Annotated in this window: 21 protein-coding genes; 5 read left to right on the top strand and 16 right to left on the bottom strand. The window is 47.4% G+C overall.

Annotated features, from left to right (window positions below):
- Positions 1 to 70 precede the first annotated feature (70 nt).
- Positions 71 to 784, top strand: a complete 714-nt coding sequence (locus EBR25_04105; GenBank protein ID NBW40172.1) for a hypothetical protein — start codon at positions 71 to 73, stop codon at positions 782 to 784.
- 169 nt (positions 785 to 953) lie between these two features.
- Positions 954 to 1,685, top strand: a complete 732-nt coding sequence (locus tag EBR25_04100) for a response regulator (GenBank protein ID NBW40171.1) — start codon at positions 954 to 956, stop codon at positions 1,683 to 1,685.
- A gap of 152 nt (positions 1,686 to 1,837) precedes the next feature.
- On the opposite strand, the gene EBR25_04095 is transcribed toward EBR25_04100, so the two are convergent.
- Complete coding sequence (locus tag EBR25_04095) at positions 1,838 to 2,377, bottom strand: hypothetical protein (GenBank protein ID NBW40170.1); 540 nt, start codon at positions 2,375 to 2,377, stop codon at positions 1,838 to 1,840.
- A gap of 144 nt (positions 2,378 to 2,521) precedes the next feature.
- Positions 2,522 to 4,117, bottom strand: coding sequence for a response regulator (locus EBR25_04090; GenBank protein NBW40169.1), 1,596 nt, complete (start codon positions 4,115 to 4,117; stop codon positions 2,522 to 2,524).
- A gap of 115 nt (positions 4,118 to 4,232) precedes the next feature.
- Between EBR25_04090 and dcd the strand changes: the two genes are divergently transcribed.
- From dcd to EBR25_04075, 3 genes are all read left to right on the top strand, one after another.
- The gene (gene dcd, locus EBR25_04085; GenBank protein ID NBW40168.1) at positions 4,233 to 4,763 is read left to right on the top strand and encodes a dCTP deaminase; all 531 of its coding nucleotides are present in this window, start codon (positions 4,233 to 4,235) and stop codon (positions 4,761 to 4,763) included.
- A 372-nt stretch (positions 4,764 to 5,135) separates the two neighbouring features.
- Entirely contained in the window at positions 5,136 to 5,399 is a 264-nt protein-coding gene (locus tag EBR25_04080; GenBank protein NBW40167.1) for a 30S ribosomal protein S20, read from the top strand.
- Positions 5,400 to 5,696: 297 nt separating this feature from the next.
- Positions 5,697 to 6,140, top strand: a complete 444-nt coding sequence (locus tag EBR25_04075; GenBank protein NBW40166.1) for a hypothetical protein — start codon at positions 5,697 to 5,699, stop codon at positions 6,138 to 6,140.
- Here the strand turns inward: EBR25_04075 and EBR25_04070 are convergent.
- From EBR25_04070 to EBR25_04005, 14 genes are all read right to left on the bottom strand, one after another.
- Complete coding sequence (locus EBR25_04070) at positions 6,137 to 7,474, bottom strand: rhomboid family intramembrane serine protease (protein ID NBW40165.1); 1,338 nt, start codon at positions 7,472 to 7,474, stop codon at positions 6,137 to 6,139. The two genes, EBR25_04075 and EBR25_04070, sit on opposite strands and share 4 nt — an antisense overlap.
- Positions 7,475 to 7,499: 25 nt before the next feature.
- On the bottom strand, positions 7,500 to 8,162 hold the full coding sequence (locus EBR25_04065) for a hypothetical protein (protein ID NBW40164.1): 663 nt from the start codon (positions 8,160 to 8,162) through the stop codon (positions 7,500 to 7,502).
- Positions 8,163 to 8,264: 102 nt separating this feature from the next.
- On the bottom strand, positions 8,265 to 9,170 hold the full coding sequence (locus tag EBR25_04060; protein NBW40163.1) for a dienelactone hydrolase family protein: 906 nt from the start codon (positions 9,168 to 9,170) through the stop codon (positions 8,265 to 8,267).
- Positions 9,167 to 10,312 (bottom strand): LPS export ABC transporter permease LptG, encoded by a 1,146-nt coding sequence (gene lptG, locus EBR25_04055; GenBank protein NBW40162.1) that lies wholly within the window; start codon positions 10,310 to 10,312, stop codon positions 9,167 to 9,169. Before lptG ends, EBR25_04060 begins: the two co-directional genes overlap by 4 nt.
- 34 nt (positions 10,313 to 10,346) lie before the next feature.
- Positions 10,347 to 11,159 (bottom strand): hypothetical protein, encoded by an 813-nt coding sequence (locus tag EBR25_04050; GenBank protein NBW40161.1) that lies wholly within the window; start codon positions 11,157 to 11,159, stop codon positions 10,347 to 10,349.
- Between the two features lie 11 nt (positions 11,160 to 11,170).
- Positions 11,171 to 11,509: a hypothetical protein gene (locus tag EBR25_04045; protein NBW40160.1), complete on the bottom strand. Its 339-nt coding sequence runs from the start codon at positions 11,507 to 11,509 to the stop codon at positions 11,171 to 11,173.
- A 218-nt stretch (positions 11,510 to 11,727) separates the two neighbouring features.
- On the bottom strand, positions 11,728 to 12,489 hold the full coding sequence (locus EBR25_04040; GenBank protein ID NBW40159.1) for an enoyl-ACP reductase: 762 nt from the start codon (positions 12,487 to 12,489) through the stop codon (positions 11,728 to 11,730).
- Between the two features lie 20 nt (positions 12,490 to 12,509).
- Positions 12,510 to 13,004, bottom strand: a complete 495-nt coding sequence (locus EBR25_04035) for a 50S ribosomal protein L17 (protein ID NBW40158.1) — start codon at positions 13,002 to 13,004, stop codon at positions 12,510 to 12,512.
- A gap of 87 nt (positions 13,005 to 13,091) precedes the next feature.
- Positions 13,092 to 14,111: a DNA-directed RNA polymerase subunit alpha gene (locus EBR25_04030; protein NBW40157.1), complete on the bottom strand. Its 1,020-nt coding sequence runs from the start codon at positions 14,109 to 14,111 to the stop codon at positions 13,092 to 13,094.
- Between the two features lie 113 nt (positions 14,112 to 14,224).
- Positions 14,225 to 14,851, bottom strand: coding sequence for a 30S ribosomal protein S4 (locus tag EBR25_04025; protein NBW40156.1), 627 nt, complete (start codon positions 14,849 to 14,851; stop codon positions 14,225 to 14,227).
- 93 nt (positions 14,852 to 14,944) lie between these two features.
- Complete coding sequence (locus EBR25_04020) at positions 14,945 to 15,346, bottom strand: 30S ribosomal protein S11 (GenBank protein ID NBW40155.1); 402 nt, start codon at positions 15,344 to 15,346, stop codon at positions 14,945 to 14,947.
- 58 nt (positions 15,347 to 15,404) lie between these two features.
- Positions 15,405 to 15,788: a 30S ribosomal protein S13 gene (locus EBR25_04015; GenBank protein NBW40154.1), complete on the bottom strand. Its 384-nt coding sequence runs from the start codon at positions 15,786 to 15,788 to the stop codon at positions 15,405 to 15,407.
- Positions 15,789 to 15,890: 102 nt separating this feature from the next.
- Positions 15,891 to 16,007 carry a 50S ribosomal protein L36 gene (locus tag EBR25_04010; GenBank protein ID NBW40153.1) on the bottom strand — a complete coding sequence of 39 codons (117 nt, stop codon included), beginning with the start codon at positions 16,005 to 16,007 and terminating at the stop codon, positions 15,891 to 15,893.
- Positions 16,008 to 16,449: 442 nt separating this feature from the next.
- Positions 16,450 to 17,019: an adenylate kinase gene (locus tag EBR25_04005; protein NBW40152.1), complete on the bottom strand. Its 570-nt coding sequence runs from the start codon at positions 17,017 to 17,019 to the stop codon at positions 16,450 to 16,452.
- Positions 17,020 to 17,028 lie beyond the last annotated feature (9 nt).

The following is a 17,028-nucleotide window of genomic DNA, read 5'->3' as shown; positions in this document are numbered from 1 at the left end:
ACTCCCAGCCTCTCCTCCTCCCTACTGCTCAGAAAGAGCTCCTCAATCAAGTTTTCGAACAGATATTCCGATGATGAATCCTCTCTCTCATGAAAGGACTCCTAATAAGAGTAGGAATAGGTATCGAACGAAAGAAACGGGAAAGGGCTCAGTGCTGAGAATCACTCCTCTATTGCTCACTTTTGTACTCCTTAGTGCTTTACTCCTCGGTGCAAATGCATCTGCATCTCCCATTTCCAACTCCTTCCCCCTAACGAATACAGCTCCAAATAGAATCGAAGTCGATACTGCCGAGGCACACGTTCAAAGCACAACGACATCATGGGAAGAGGAAGGAAGCCGGATTCTCCATCTTCTTGTCGGGGATGATACGTACTCTTTTCTCGGCTTTCAGCCTCGCATTAAGGTAATTACCGCATCGCTGCCTATGGCCTCCCTTCAGCCAAAAGAAGAAATTATTCTCTCAACAGGCATTCTCAATCTGATCGGAGATGATGAGGAGTTTGCTTTTATTATTGCTCATGAGATCGCCCACCGGATGCTCCGACATAATGAAATGACAGAGACCACTCATTCAGACTATCGACAAGAAATAGAGGCAGACGCCTTGGCATTAGAACTGATGAGTGGCTGCAATATGGGCAGCAGTGGGGCTAGCTCACTCCTTCAGAAACTCGTTCACTTTGGCGGAGAGCACGGGTTTCGGCTCGGGGACTATTACCCCACCCTCAAGCAACGAAGCTCTCTTATAGCGACCAAAAAAGAAGCACTATCGCGCTCTTAGACCGAACCAAGAAACTTCATGAGGCAACTCGGCCAACCAAATATCGTTTCAAAAATAGTCAAATTATCCCTTCAAGTTCACCTCGTGCTCTGCCGACTCTCTAGAAAGGAAGAGAAGTTGAGTCGTGGGAAGTCGATTCAGTTTCCTAATGCAGGAAGGTGCGAGGTAGATGAGCCATTACGAAAACGAATTATATCTTACCCCCAAGGAACGGAAAAAAGCCTTAATATTAGTCGTTGAGACCGATCCTGCCCAACGACACAACATGCGCTCAACACTCCAAAAGCTTGGCTTTGGCGGGATAACCGATGTTCCAAGTCATGCAGCTGCCATTGAAAAGATTCAGACAAGGCCAGTTACTCATATTATTTTCGATGCAAAAAAAACGAACATGCCGCCGAGAGACTTCGTCAGTCAGGCCATGGAACTGGACTCCCGTTTAATACTGATACCGACTTCGTTTGAACCAAGCGTAGATGACGTCTTTGACCTCTTATGTCTTGGCGCTCGAGGATATCTTGTAAAGCCATTCACGATGGATACAGTGGATGCGGCTGTCATCGGTGCCACGAAGGGAGAGCCGATCGCTGAATCGGTAAGGCAAGCAAAAGACCGCAATGAAGCGCTCATTGCGATTCTCATGTCGAGCCTCGATAAAGTCGCCACCTTGATGAGACAAGCAAAACAGTTCGAAACCGCAGAACGAGAAGTCCCGCGTGCCCTCAGAGGGTTTCGGGTCTCAGCGGACCTGGCCCAGACATTTGCAAAAGGTGGAGAAGAAGGGCTCATCAAAGCATTACAAAAGTTCTGCATTGATCGAAGTAAAGGACCTGCTTCGCGGCTGGGTCGTCTCAGAAAACGTCTAAAAACTTCGAGAAAAGAAGAAGCTATTGGAGCCTAAAAGAGACGCGTTTGCCTGCCTTATGCCCTGCTTAATGCACTCTATCCACAACGACTGATACTCCCTCCCTCGCAGCTCACTGGGTTTCTTCTGATTGAATCAGCGCTAAAGATGAAACTCCATTATCCTTGCTACAATCCCGCTGGTCGGTACTAGACTCCCGCCTTCTCTACCTGAAAAGAAGTCGTTTCTAGCTCTTGAGCAAGTAAATTATAGGAGCGCGCCACGAGTAGCTTTCTCGTATCAGCATTGGTGATCCCGCCAGCGTCTTGCACGGCCCGAGAAGTCGATGGATCGGCGCTCACTGATAACGGCACCTCACGTCCACTCAGCCCTGTTAAGCTTCGATACGCTTTCGATATCTCTCCCATCGCAGGACGGTTCGTATAAGCAGATTGTGTTACAAGCTCGCCAAGCAAAGCCTCCGCCCGAGTCGCTGCCTCAACCACTTCATTATCTGAACTTGCCTGTAGAAGGCTATCCATTATGCCAGTAAGTTGAGTAAGCTTTTCGGATGTCTCAGTGCTTAATTCTGCTGAGGCGAGTCCGCGCTCATATCTTGCTTTTGCAATTTGAAATACTTCGTCAAGCGACTTCGTTTCTCCTCTTGGCGCACAGCTCGCCAAAAACCCGAGGCCCACCACAACTGCGAATAAGAAGAAATGTCTTGTGAAAGATCGTATACTCATCATCTACTTTTTTCCTTGAGATAAATGTACTTCCTAGCGTAGCTCCTGATACGAGGTACCCAATCTCTTTCGGGCGGAGGTGCTGTTCAGCACTTCCATTCACCTATCACGAAGTCATGCTCGACTCTATACTGCATCATTTTATGATTATGGTTCAAGGGGCATCTCTCGCTCCTCATCAGAGAAGACCAGACTTATCAACTCCCCCCGTTCATTCACAGGCGGTGAACTTGGGAAGTATAGCGTGAATCGGGTTCCACGTCGTGTCTCACTCTCAACCTGAATTGAACCCCCGTGAGCATCAACAATACTTTTCACAACAAATAATCCAAGTCCTGTTCCTGAAATTTCGCGATGACGGTCAAGGCGGGCATACCGGTCAAAAATTCGGCTCAATTCAGCCGCTTCAATTCCCGAACCAGTATCAGTTACAACAACACACAGGTCGTCCTCCTCTCCCAGCGAAGCCTCGACCTGTACCATCCCTCCGCGGGGAGTAAACTTGAGCGCATTACTCAAAAGATTACCCATAGTGCGTATAAATCCAATCTTATCCACTTGAACTTCAACTTCCCTCGGGAATGAAAAACGCAGGTCTATTCCTCGAGAGTCTGCAATCGTCTGGTAATTTCCTTCGATCTCTTCTAGAAGCCGCGAAAGACTCTGAGAGGTGGGGCGAAGCACGAGGTTCCCCTCTTCAATACGACGTGCACTCAGAAACTCATCGATGAGATTGACCACGCCATGTGCCGCCGACTGAACTCGAAGAAGAATCTGCGATGCTTTCTCGTGCTCACGTACCAAGTTACTGACAAGCTCAGCTCCGGTGATAATAGCCCCCATCGGTCCCTTTAAATCGTGAGTTGTCGTTGAAAGAAGCTCTCGCTGAAATCGCTCGCGCCTCTTCATTTCAGTGATATCCCGCACCCAAAGAACAAGCTCTCTTTCACCGTCTGTCTGTTGAGCCTTGCCATTTTCTTTTTGCAGAAGTCCAGCCCGTTCAACACTTCCATACCCAAGCTCTGCATCAAGTCCAGATAATGTCACTCCGTAGGCCCTGAATTCACTCCCACATAGACTCACTTCCGTATTCCAGACAGCTCCCCCCGAAAGAGTTCCGAGCTTCATCCGCAATTGATCCTTCAACGAGTTTCCATGCGTGAGCCTATGCACATCAAACGAAAAGAGATTATTCGCTTCCCCTCCGCACCTCGTAAAAAATAGTTCATAGGCTCGATTCCAGTAACGGACAATTCCATCACGAGTTACAAGAGCCAATCCATCATCACTATTCTCTATTGCCACTTGTAGCTTCTTCCGCTCCTGCTCCAACTGTAGAGAGGCATGCACTCGTGCGAGAGAAAGACGAAGAAGCTCGCGAAAGTCAGATTCGAAACTTTTTAGAATGAAGTCCTTTGCACCAAATCGCATAGCTGCAACCACGTTCTCAATCCGAGTAGTAACCGTGAGCACGACGACAGGAACTCCCTCTTGAATCTCCTGAAAATCTTTTACGTGGGTAACCCCGTCTGAGTCCGGCAAACTGAGGTCCGTTACAACAAGGTCAAAATGGCACGAGGAGAGCTTCGTCCTCGCCTCCGAAACCGTCCGCGCGATCTCAAGCGAGTGCACGACTGGCTCAAGAGCACGCTGAATGAGCAGACTGTGCCTTGGGTCATCCTCCACCAACAGGGTTTTTATAAACAGGGGCTTACCCTCATGAGAAACATCGAACTGGCTCATACTATCATTCAGCCTACCCCATAAGGTCCTTACCCCACAATTTTTTCATGCCTATATCAATTTCAGCTGCTGATTTGTTTGACCTGAGCCGACAGTTGCTCTTATTATCTGGGGCATGATTAAACCAGATTTTTGGATACATGAGTTCGGCTCCAATGGGGGCATTCAGCCCTTTAACCCAGAGCAGGTCAATCCTGCGAGTTATGATGTTACCCTCGGAAATCACTGGATATGCCCCACCCGTGATCCTGAAGAAACTCGGGCTGATCACTTTACACTCTTCCCAGGCGAGGTGATTTTAGCGACAACAGCTGAGGTCATTCAGTTGCCACGAAATGTGGTCTGTGACCTAAAGCTCAAAAGTTCGCTCGGTCGGCTTTGGCTCAACCACAGCCTGAGCGGGTGGATTGACTGTAATTTCCAGGGTCAGGTAACGCTGGAGCTCCAAAATCTCGGCCCATATCCGCGAGAACTCGCAGCCGGTATGCCAGTAGCTCAACTTGTGTTTCTTACAATGGAGGCCGAGCCAAAGGTGGCCTACGGCGAGAATGGAAAAGGCCACTATCAAGGACAAAAGGGAGCGACCCCTGCATGGGATGAGCAATTATTTCCAAGGGTTACAGGGCCAAAGCAAAGCTCCCGATAAGGGTCCCTGTTAGTATCGGGTCCCTATTGGCATCTCCTCAAGTAGGAGCCTCTTGCTTCAATAGCTTTCGCTTTCTTCATTAGCTCGAGAACGGGGCCCCTAAGTGGCTCTCGAGCTCGAACGAGCTCCGCTCATCTGGGAGGAGATGAACCCTATCAGCCCTCTATGGGCAAATAAGTCCGTGAAAGCATGGCCAAAAGTTGATTTTCTTTGACCAGAGCATTACCATGATGCAGATGGGAAGGGCTTAGAGGAGCTGTTCCCCTAGCACAGACTGGGGCGTAGTGACATGAAAAGCTTCTAATGGAACTTTAAACGCCCGCCCTTAGGATTTTATTAACAGGCTAATAACAACGTAAAGAACAGGCTAGAATGGCAAATCATAAGTCAGCGCTCAAAAGGATGCGTCAAAACCAAAAAATACGAGACAGAAACAGAGTCGCTCGCGCCTCAGTTCGAACTGCGATTAAGAAGGCAAAGGCTGCTATTGAGTTAAAAGATAAGACGCAAGCACAAGAGCTTGTTAAAATCGCTGAAGTTGCTATCCAGAAAGCTGCGAGCTCTGGGCTCTACCATAAGAACAACGCGAACAGAAAGGTTGCACGCCTCGTTCAGCAAGCACAGAGCATAGCTTAACAGCGTACAGCTTAACAGTGCTTAGCTTAACAGTGCTTAGCTTAACAGTGCATAGCTTAAACGAACAGTGCCTTCCCTTAGCGCTTTCTAGGGGTTCCTATCGAGATGCTGCAGCAAGGAAGCAAAGTCGCTCTCCTGACAAGAACGGTCGCCTTGAGAGCATGAACCACGGATTATCATTATAACAGCCGGAGCATCTTGAAATCTGCCCGTCAGCCGTTACAGAATTTTCTTCCCGAAACGCACTATGAAGAGCGTCCGGTCGGGGAGAGCGTTCAATCGATAATCCTCCATTCGATGCATAATCCTCAATGCACAGAAGACCCCTACTCGCTCCAATCTTGCAAAGATTGCCTTGAAAAGCTTGAGCTTTCCGTTCACTACCTCATCGGACTTGATGGAGAAATCTGGAGTCTCGTTCCTGAACATTTGAAAGCATGGCATGCAGGAGAGAGCGTCCTGCCGCACGATGGCAAGACGGGAGTAAATGCTTTTAGCATTGGCATTGAGCTTGTCGGCTCAGAGACAACGTCACCTACAGAAGAGCAATACACGTCTCTCGTATCCCTATGCGTCGAAATTATAAATCGTCACCCGATTACCTCCATCTATGGTCATCGACATATCGCCCCAACGCGAAAAACAGACCCATGGAACTTTGACTGGGAACTTCTCTCTCACTCGCTCCGAGAGATCATACCGACGCACAATCTAATCCTGCCCGAAGCTTGTCATCCTTAAGAATCTTTTTCCCAGACTCGGCGAGAAAAAAGAGAAGTAAAGAAGAAGAGGGAAATACCACTGAGAAGCCCACCGAAGTGAGCAAGGAAGCTAACCTGTGGGGTTGAGATATCAAAAAGAGTCTGTAGCGCTATGATAACAAGCACAGACTTCAACTGCTCTCGATGATACAAAGAGCCCGACTTCCAATAAGAGATAATGTAGAAAGAAAAGTAGCCGCCGACTAATCCCATAACGCCACCTGATGCACCAATCATCGGCTTTGGATCAATCAAGCTGAACCACATGAGCATCAACATCCAAAGCGAAGCGCCTATTACTGCAAGGATGAAAAAAGACAAAAATCTTATATTGCCCATGTATCGAGCAAGAAACGGCCCAAGCAGGAATATTCCAAGACTATTTGAGAGAAAGTGAAGCCCGCCGGCGTGCACTAATCCACAGGTAAGAAGTCTCCACCACTGATCATAAACAATAATAAGATATGGATCGAAGGCAAATAGTGAGAGCACGCGTTCATGACCAAATAGAAGCTGCGCAAAGAAGCCACTCAAAAGGATGCCAAGAATTATCTGAACGCCTAAAGGCATTCCCTGTGGAAGAGCCGAGTCATCCTTCACGGATACATTCACGGAAGCGAAAAGAGCAGAGTGTAGTTCTTCGGGAGCATAAGAACGAAGACATCTTACCATACGTTCACGACTGGCTTGTGAAGGAAGAGTGGTCATATACCTCTGCAGCACCTCTTCAAAAACATCACGTCTGCCTTGGAAGAGCAGCGCAAGAAGTCTCATTTGCATGAAAAAAGGAGAATATCGTCTTGCCCCATCTTCTAAAATTACTCTCGAGAATTTCTCTAATTCATCCCATGCCTGTGAAAAAAAGAGCAGTCGTGCTCTTGCATAAATAGCAACAAAGGATGGAGTAGTTGCTATTTGGAGCAGCATCTCTTGCTCACTTTGTGATATTTCAAATGAAAACGACTTTTCGATGAAAATAAGCTTCTTCCATAAGTGGCCCCAGATCCTAAACAGAGGAACGAGAGATACACGGTGTAAAAGCTTGGAGAGACGCTCCAGCTCCCCTTCTTCAAAGAGCATGATCACTTTAGAGAGGAGTATCTGCTGAAGTATGATTCCGAAAAGCCATGGGAGAAAGACGAGATAGCCTATAACAGAGGGCAAAAAAAGTGCCCCAACTGAGAGAGCAGCGAGTATAAGAATAGCGCACCAAAATAGTGTCCGTAACTCTATCTCACTGCGACCCCGAGTACGGAGAGCAGTTAATACCGCTCCAATTCCAACTAACCATGCAAGAATATAGTTTGCATCCACTCGATACTCTAAAAAGGCAAGTCCGTTAGAACTCAGGAAGTACAGCTTCTGAATAAATTCGCTGAGCTACCGTTGATGTCAGATCCTCAAGCGCCTGTTGTTCCTGTCCTCGACTCACTTCTCGGTCGCTCAGATTAGAAAAGTCTGATGTTCCCATCGACCCGCCAGCAAAGTCAGCCGAAGAGGTCACGACAACTCCACTCTGAGCTCCAAATGCTTTCGAAACACGCAGATTTCCCGTCCTCCAAAGGAGCACCCCATTACGCCGTCTCAATTCAGATTCCACGGTCATCACCGTAAACATTTGCAGTGCAATATCGGTGTTAGACGTCGTGGCTCCTCTCTCCTGAAGCACACTGCTAATAGTCGTATCGAGTGTTGCGTCGGCCTCAGATGCGCGATCTACTACTGTGAGCACACCATACCTTTCAAACTCGTCACGCAATGCCTCTGTAAGCAGATTATCCACCTGTGCTTCCGTACTCTGATTCGATACCCTTGGAATATAAACGGTACGGATATCTGGGGGTAGAGCGCTCTCTGAGCCTCGAAACTGATAACCACATCCGCCGACGAAACCAGTTACGAATAAGGAAATAGCGAGTACTCCAATGCGAGTACTGTCCACAAGATTTTGTCTCATCTTGGATAGAAGAAAACCTGCTCGGATTACTTTTAACTCTTTCATGCTCTCCCCATTACAATTGACCACAGCCTTAAGATCACAGCTTTATGATCATAGCCTTATGATCATGACCTTACGATCATGGCCTTAGTCTGACACAGCTCTTCAACCCTTAACAGAGCTCGATTCATCCCATATTCCACATCCGATGCACGGAGGCTTTTCCTCTACAATACGCTTATCTCTCGGGAAAAGCTGCCGAATAAACGCATAGGTTCCAGACCATGCAAGCTCAGCTGCACGCTGATGGTATCCCATATCCAATCCGAACTCCTTTTTATACTCATCCGCTCTTGGATTCATAAAGCTATGCCGTGCACCCGCCAAAACCAGAAGCTCTGCGTCAGCGTTTGCCTGCCGCATTTCGTTCTGAAACCTCTCTCGCTCCTCCTTTGGTATGAGCGTGTCATGCTCTCCAACGAACACCAGTATGCGAGATGCGATCTTACCACCTTCAATCTTTGAATCGAGTCCCCCATGAAAACTCACAACTCCCGAAAGCGGAAGATTAAGTCTTGCCATATCCAGCACGGTACTACCGCCAAAGCAAAAACCGAGAGCAACAATCTTTTCCTTATCTACGTCTGAATGCGATGAGAGATACTTCAATGCCGCACGAAACCGTTTCTCTCTAAGCCCTTTCGTCTTAAGAATTTCACCTGAGAAGCGCTTAGCGTCCTCCGGATGCTTCGCAACTCGCCCATTGCCAAACATATCTATGGCAAATGCTACTATTCCGAGCTCTTTCGCGAGTCTTATAGCCGCCTCTTTAATGAACTCATCATGGCCCCACCACTCATGCACAAGTATAGCCGCAGGAGTCTGACCAGTGGCATAGATGGTATCAGGCAGGACTAAATAGCCCTTAAGAGGAACATCTCCATCATAATACTGAACCGCTTCTCTCTTTACTTCTGCCTGCAATACAGAAGCAGCCAAGAACAGTGAAACGAAAAAAACTGATATAACTCCCTTTCTCAGACAAGCCATTTTTATTCCTCCAATCATCATTCCGGTGCCTCAGCACCTAGAAAGAGCACCAGACCAACTGCCGAGAGCACAATATTTGCTGCCCATGCTGACAGCAATGGTGGCCAAAGCTCAGCTCTTGATAATGCAATCGCAAGAGAGTGAATAATGTGGTACGAGAAGCCCGTTATCACTGCCGCTAGAGCTGCTCCTGCCAGACTTTTTGTTCGACTTGAGCCAACCGCAAACGGGATGACTAATAAAGGAACAATGAGATTAATGAAAGGGAAGGCCAACTTCGAATACAGATCACCAAGATAGCTCGTGGTAGATAGCCCATTCCTCTCTTGCTCTTGAATAAACTCTTTTAATTCACGATAACTCATCGTCGCAGGATCCGTCTTCGTAATATAGAACTTTTTTGGACTAGCACTAATCGGAAGGGGTAAAGATTGAAAGTCGAGCTTGTTACTCATTCCCTGACTGTCAAAGCTCTTTTCCACAACACCACTCATATTCCAACCAAGAGAATCACTCAGATAGACTGCCTTATGAGCATCTCGTCTTCGTCGCATTAAAAAAGAACTATCAAGTGAAAGAATAGAGAGGTCAAGAAGTGCATTCTCCCTGGAGTCAAATAATGAAATAGAATAGAAATCATCGCCCTCTCGAAACCAAAATCTACGACGGTCGTAATGGCCATCCTGATCGCGTTGCTTAATATCCACATTCCACATTTCGTGCACGCGACGCTGAGAGTATGGGATAACGGTTTCGCTCAATAAAAAAGAGAATAAGGACACACCTAAACCAACAACAAAGATTGGGCGAGACAAAGAAAAAAGGGTAAATCCAGAGGCCCGCATTGCAGTCAACTCAGAACTTCGTGTTAGAAGTCCGATCGTAAAAAGAGCAGCTACCAGCATACTGATGGGAAGCGTCATCAGAAGAAAATATGGGAGCTTGAGCGAAAAGTATGAGAGCATAGTCCCGAATGATGACTCTCTTTCAAGAATAGAATCTATACGATCAAAGAAATCAACAAAGAGAAACAGTGCACTGAAGATAAAAACACTAAGCGCTAGATTCCTGATAACCTGGTGATAAATATAGCGAGTGATAATATTCATCTCTGCTCTTTTTCGCTCTTCTTGATCTCCAGTGTCTTCTTGCCCATATCGCAAACAAGACTCTCTAACTCCTGAGCCCCTCCATCACTTATAGTTGATCAGCTGGACGCGTCACTTTATAACCCTCTGGGATACGGAAGAGGCCTTCTGGTACCGACTCTTGGGTAATACGTGTAATTAGCGTCGAGGAGCCTTTGCTCCCATTTTTGTATTGGATTGTCTCGAGTGGAACACCATCTATCTGACCCATTGCAGCGTACGGATTGTTTAACATTGACTGCAGGGGAGTCTCATGGAGTGTCTCAAAAAGATTCGAGAAAAAATTTCCCATGGATGCGAAGGCACGTACCGCCTCCTCTCCTCCATCTATCGAGCTTTTTGGAGCGATCCAATATTCAAAGGATATCTCCCCATTTCTCGTAACAAGATACTGCGCGCATTCCGTTCCTAAGAGTTTCTTTGTTTTCCCCGTTTGGGTGACCTGCAAGGAGGCCTCTTGCTGCTGTCCCTGGGATGGCATTTTTACTCCCATCATTTGCTGCATCTTTTCACGTTGCTCGGCCGACATATGCTGCATTTGCTCTTGCATTCTCGCCATGATGTTTCCAAGCCGTTGCCCCATTTTCTGGAAGTCAGCCTCTGTCATAACCGTAGCCTCTTTGCGGCTTGCATCAACCACGATGATTCCTTCCTTTGGACCTTTAAAGATCATTTCACCTGCTGCATCCCCTTGCCCATTACTCCCGAACATACGGATCATCCCATTCTTTACAAGAATCTTTCCTTCGCCACGTGGACTCGTGATATGAAGTGTGACATCTGCTGAAGAGACAGAGGGAATACTTACGAATCCAACTATCGTGAGTACGAGATGAAATAAACAAATGTATCTAGGCTGCATGAGCGCTCTCCTTATCCCTTTTTAACGTTCCTTACACTAAGTCGCTTCGGCAAGACATCGAGGTACTTTACCAGCCCCACTCCTTTCTTTCTCAAGCCTACCATCTCGTGAGAAAATTCTGTCTCTAAATTTCGAGCCCATGTCATTACTCGCTCGTGACGGGTTTCTATCTCACGTAGCTGCTCAGAAGATAGTCTTGTGAACTCATCACTCGCTAACAACTGGTCAAAGGTATCTGAGTATTGCTCAAGAAGTTCGAGCTTCTTTTCCGCAGATGCACCACTCTCATCCAGTATATGGCGGGTGAGGTCAAGAAGTAGAATGGAGAGAGACGAGTCTGAATCTTTCATGACACTATACAAGCATACTGCTTCACAACGAAAAAGATAAAGCTTCGAAAGAACTCGGAAAGGGGGTCCGTTAGCACTCTTTTCTCTCCTGTACTCACCAAACCCTCAACACTCAGCATAATACCCACAGGAAATTACAAACGGTATGTACGCGCAGCTCTCTAGCCCAGCAAAGAGGAGAAGCTAAGATTTGTCCGTAAGCTGTTATAGGTTGGAGATTATGCTCCAGTAATCGAGTAACCGCCGTCGACGTATATGGTCTCACCAGTAACGCCTGACCCCAACTCACTCAAGAGGTAAAGGGAGGTACCAGCAACATCAACAGTATCCACTGTTCGACGAAGCGGAGCCTTTTCAGAAAAGTGCGCGAGCAGCTCTTTAAATTTTGGAATACCCGAAGCAGCAAGTGTTTTAATGGGGCCTGGAGAAACAGCATTCACTCGTATGCCGCTCGGTCCAAGGTCAGCAGCAAGATAACGAACGCTTGCTTCAAGCGCTGCCTTCGCAACTCCCATCACGTTATAATTCTCAACAGCCCTTTCGGCACCAAGATAGCTCATAGTTATGATACTCGAGCCTTCTTTCATCATTTTCTTTGCACGACCTGCTACTGCGACAAGTGAGTAAGCACTTACGTCAAGAGCAGTATGGAAACCACTTCGAGATGTCTCTGAGAATGGATTTTGAAGGTCTTCTCGTTCAGCGTATGCAACAGAGTGCACCACCCCATCAAGAGTTCCCCATCGCTCCCCAAGCTCAGTAAAAAGGTTCTCTATCTCTTCATCAGACTGGACATCACAAGGGAGAATCAACGACCCTTGGAGGGATTCTGCAAGTGGACGGACTCTTTTTTCGATGGCCTCATTCACATACGTGAATGCGAGCTCTGCCCCCTGTTTGTGGAGCGCCTCAGCTACCGCCCAAGCAATGCTTTTTTTGTTCGCTACTCCGAGGACGAGGACTTTCTTTCCTTGAAACATCTTTTCTCTCCAGATGCCACCTATTCAGTAGCTTTCGGCTCTTCTGAAGCTGTCTCAGTCTCCTCTGCTGGAGCTTCCTCAACTTTCGCTTTCGCTGCTACTGGAGCCGCTTCTTTCTTTTTTGAACGTGTCTTTTTCTTCGGAGACTTTGGTTTGTAGTCTTCTTGAACTAACTCGATGATAGCCATCTCAGCAGCATCACCCGCTCTTCGCGCCGTCTTCAGTATCCGTGTATACCCACCAGGACGCTGCTTAAACTTTGGACCTACTTCAGCAAAGAGCTTATGGACGACGCTCTTTTCAGGCAGATAACCGTACGCAAGCCGTCGGCGGTGAAGCGTATCTTCCTTAGCAAGGGTGATCAGCTTCTCTGACACTCGCCTTAGATCTTTTGCCTTCGCCAGCGTCGTCTCAATCCTTTCATGCTTGATCAGCGACGATGCAAGATTCTTGAGCAATGCCTTCCGATGGGATGGTGCTCGACCAAACTTTCTTAATACCTTTCCGTGTCTCATTCTGCCTTACTCCCTGTCGAACACCATCCATTCGACCTTATGACTGCTCTCGCATTCGTTCCCGATACTTGAATACGTTTGACTATTTTATTGCTCAACCTGCTCCCGGTGCATTGAATCGAGCGCTGCTCTCTCTGGAAACTCTTCGAGTCTCATTCCGAGCGAGAGTCCCATACCAGAAAGAATCTCTTTGATCTCATTCAGAGACTTTCTTCCGAAATTCTTCGTTCTGAGCATCTCGGCTTCGCTACGCTGAACGAGCTCTCCGATATACTTGATATCAGCGTTCTCCAGACAGTTTGCACTCCGCACGCTTAGCTCAATCTCTTCAATTCTTCTGAAAAGGTTTTCATTAAGCTGCTTTTTCGGCTCCTCTTCAATGACTGGCTCCTCTTCTACAACTAAGCCATCACCGACAAAGAGATTTAACTGATCAACCAAAATATGAGCTGCTTGTGCAACGGCTGACCGTGAATCAATACTCCCGTCAGTCCAGATTTCCATGGTAAGCTTGTCATAGTCGGTTCTCTGACCTACCCGAGCATTCGTTACGACATGGTTGACCCGACGAATTGGAGAGAACACAGAATCAATAAAAACTGTTCCCATTGGAGCACCCTCAACCTTATTTCTTTCGGCTGATACATATCCCCTGCCAACCTTGACGGTCACATTCATCTTCAGAGAAGCACCTTCACCCAAGGTGGCTATCTTTAAGTCAGGATTCAGAATCGCAACAGCCGGGTCACCACCAAACATTCCCGCGGTAACTTCACAAGGGCCACTCGCATCAATAGAGAGATGCGCTTCATCCTTCTCCTCGAGAAGCGTGACCACCTCTTTTAGGTTCAATACAATCTGTGTCACATCCTCAAGAACCCCCGGAATAGTAGAGAACTCATGCATTACGCCTTCTACCTGCAAAGCGGTAATGGCAGATCCCTGCAATGACGAGAGCAGGATCCTTCTTAGGCTGTTTCCTACCGTTAATCCGAAGCCTCTTTCTAGTGGTTCAGCAACGAACTTTCCATATCGATCATCCAGTGTACTTGCCTCAATCTCTACTCTCTTTGGCTTAATTAAGTCCCGAAGCGTAACTCTTTTCATTCTCTTGTCTCCGCTAAATGAAATTTATCTCTTCGACAAAAATCTCTTTTTCTCAAATCTTACAAAGATTCAACACCTTCATGGCTGAACCTTTTTTGACTACTCGTCGCTTATTACTTGGAGTAAAGCTCCACTATTAACTGCTCTTGGTACGATTGAGGCATTTGCTCGCGCGTTGGCAACGCAACTACCGTTCCGCGAAACTGCTCCCGATCAAGATTAAGCCATTCAGGGATTGAACGGCTCTCACCCAGTGCTACCGCGGCACCAATGCTTAAATCCTTCTTCGACTTCTCACGAACCTCAACCACGTCTCCGACACGCACCTTAAATGAAGGAATATCCACTCGCTTCCCGTTCACTACGATATGGCCATGATTTACTACCTGACGAGCGTGAGCCCGTGATGTCCCAAATCCGAGGCGATAGACAATATTGTCAAGACGCGTCTCAAGCTGCTGCAACAACTCCGTCCCAGTCACGCCCTTCGACTTTGCTGCTACCTTAAAGTAGTCCCGGAACTTCTTCTCAAGCACTCCGTAAGAACGACGGACTTTCTGCTTAGCGCGAAGCTGCACTTTATAATCAGAAAACTGTTGTCGACCTTTCCCGTGTTGCCCCGGACCACCTTCGCGCCGTTCGACGGTGCACTTGCTCGTGTAACACCGCTCTCCCTTTAAGAACAACTTCTCTCCCTCTCTTCGGCATAACCGACAAACAGGTCCCGTATACTTCGCCATTCAACTACTCCCTAAAACTTCCTTCTTCTTCCGTTTGAATTAGGCCGTGACTACCACTCACAGCACTTCCTCTTTTCTTCAGTCCTAAAATCTCTACACTCGACGACTTTTTCGTGGACGACACCCATTGTGTGGGATCGGCGTCACATCCTTGATAACAGAAATATTCAGTCCAGCTGATGCTATTGCACGCAAAGCAGACTCTCGTCCTGCTCCTGGTCCTTTCACCAACACACTAACCGAACGCATTCCAACATCCCTTGCCTTCAGCGCAGCCTGTTCTGCTGCTACCTGAGCTGCAAACGGGGTAGACTTTCTCGAGCCTTTAAATCCGTTACAACCAGAACTTGACCAAGCAACAACATTCCCCGTTGGGTCGGTAATGCTCACAACCGTATTGTTAAAAGTTGCTTGAATGTGAACGACTCCGTTCGGTACGTTCTTCTTCGTTTTCTTTTTTCGAGATGATCCTGCGGAACCTTTTGCTTGTGCCATATATCCTAGTCTTCCTTATCCCTAGCTTTTCGCTTTCTTCTTGACCTCTTACTTATTCCTACTTCTTCGTTGCCTTCTTCTTACCAGCCACCTGCATCTTTACAGGTCCCTTCCGAGTTCTGGCGTTCGTTTTAGTGCGTTGTCCTCTCACAGGCAATCCACGACGATGTCGCAGACCACGATAGCATCCAAGATCCATCAAACGCTTCACTGCCATCTGGCGTTCGCGTCTGAGATCTCCCTCTACCTTCTCTTCTTTCTCAAGGATACTTCGTATACTCGCTACCTGATCTGCCGTAAGAACATCAGACCGAGTATTTGGATCAATGCCAGCCCGCTCTAGGATTTGAGTGGACTTCGAGATGCCGATTCCATAAATATATGTCAGCGCTCTTAGAACTCGCTTATTCCTTGGTAAGTCTACTCCTGCAATTCTTGCCATCTCCGCCGCCTTTTAACTCTCTTCTTGTTACCTACAAAACTGTTTCAAATTCAGACTGTTTTAAATTCAGACTGTGCATGCGCCCTCTTCAGCGCATATTCATTACCCTTGGCGCTGCTTATGTTTCGGCGAACGACTGCAAATGACGTACACCTTCCCTTTCCGCCTCACAACTCTGCAATACGAGCAAATTTGTTTTACTGATGCCCTTACCTTCACGGTTCCTTCCTCCAAAAAGTCCGACCTACATGAAATGCAACCGAACACTTTCTTACAAACTCATAAACAGACATTCAGTACGAGTCACAAGAAAAAGCGGTAACACCAACTGATGCTCCAACTTCTCCAAATGCGACTTCACACAGAAGTTGCTTTTCAAAAAGTACCTGTTGTACCCGTGCGCTGAAGAATGACGGTAAGCACACGAACTTACAGAGAACTGTCTGGCTCCGAACTCTCTGACTTTTCACCCTTCAGGGGATAAGCCCTCCGCTCTACCAGAGACCACGGATATTACCGAGCACAGCGAAATATCTCAACTTTTGAGAAAAAAAATTCAATAATTTCGACGGTGGCTCCCATGAAAGGGTCTGAAGGAAGCAATAGCGAGCAGACGCTTAGAGGGAACATCTCTCCAAGGCTGGATAACTACTTGATTATTTTAGTTTTTAATGGCGCTCATGATTCTCTGCGAGACTTCTTCGACTGAGCCAAGCCCATCAACATCTCGATATCGTCCCGAGTCGCGATAATAGCCACTCACCGGCGCTGTCTGCGCCCAGTACACCTTTAACCTCTCAGCTGCGACCTCCACACTATCATCAGTCCTGCCAGACCCAGCAGAGGCTCTTCCTTTGATGCGATCCAGCAAAACAGCTTCCTCGACCCGGAGATCTACTACATCTGTAATCGGAGCCTCTAGCGCCTCTAACATAACATCCAGAGACTGCGCTTGAGCCAATGTTCGAGGAAAGCCGTCGAGGAGAAAACCACCCGCACAGTCTTCCTGCGAGAGTCGCTCTTTTGTAAGGTCAATCACCAATTTATCTGGGACCAATTGCCCGGCATCCATATACTCTTTCGCCTTTAATCCCAGCTCTGTTCCCTCTGCCACCGCCTGGCGCAGGATATCTCCTGTTGAAATATGCGGCACTTCAAGCGCAGCACACAGTAAAATGCTCTGGGTTCCCTTACCTGCTCCCGGTGGCCCCAATATGATCATACGTTTCATACGACTTCC

The sequence above is a fragment of the bacterium genome (assembly GCA_009926305.1).
Taxonomy (GTDB): Bacteria; Bdellovibrionota_C; UBA2361; order UBA2361; family RFPC01; genus RFPC01.
The sequence above is the reverse complement of the archived record's forward strand: the minus strand, read 5'-3'. Positions and strand labels throughout refer to the sequence as shown.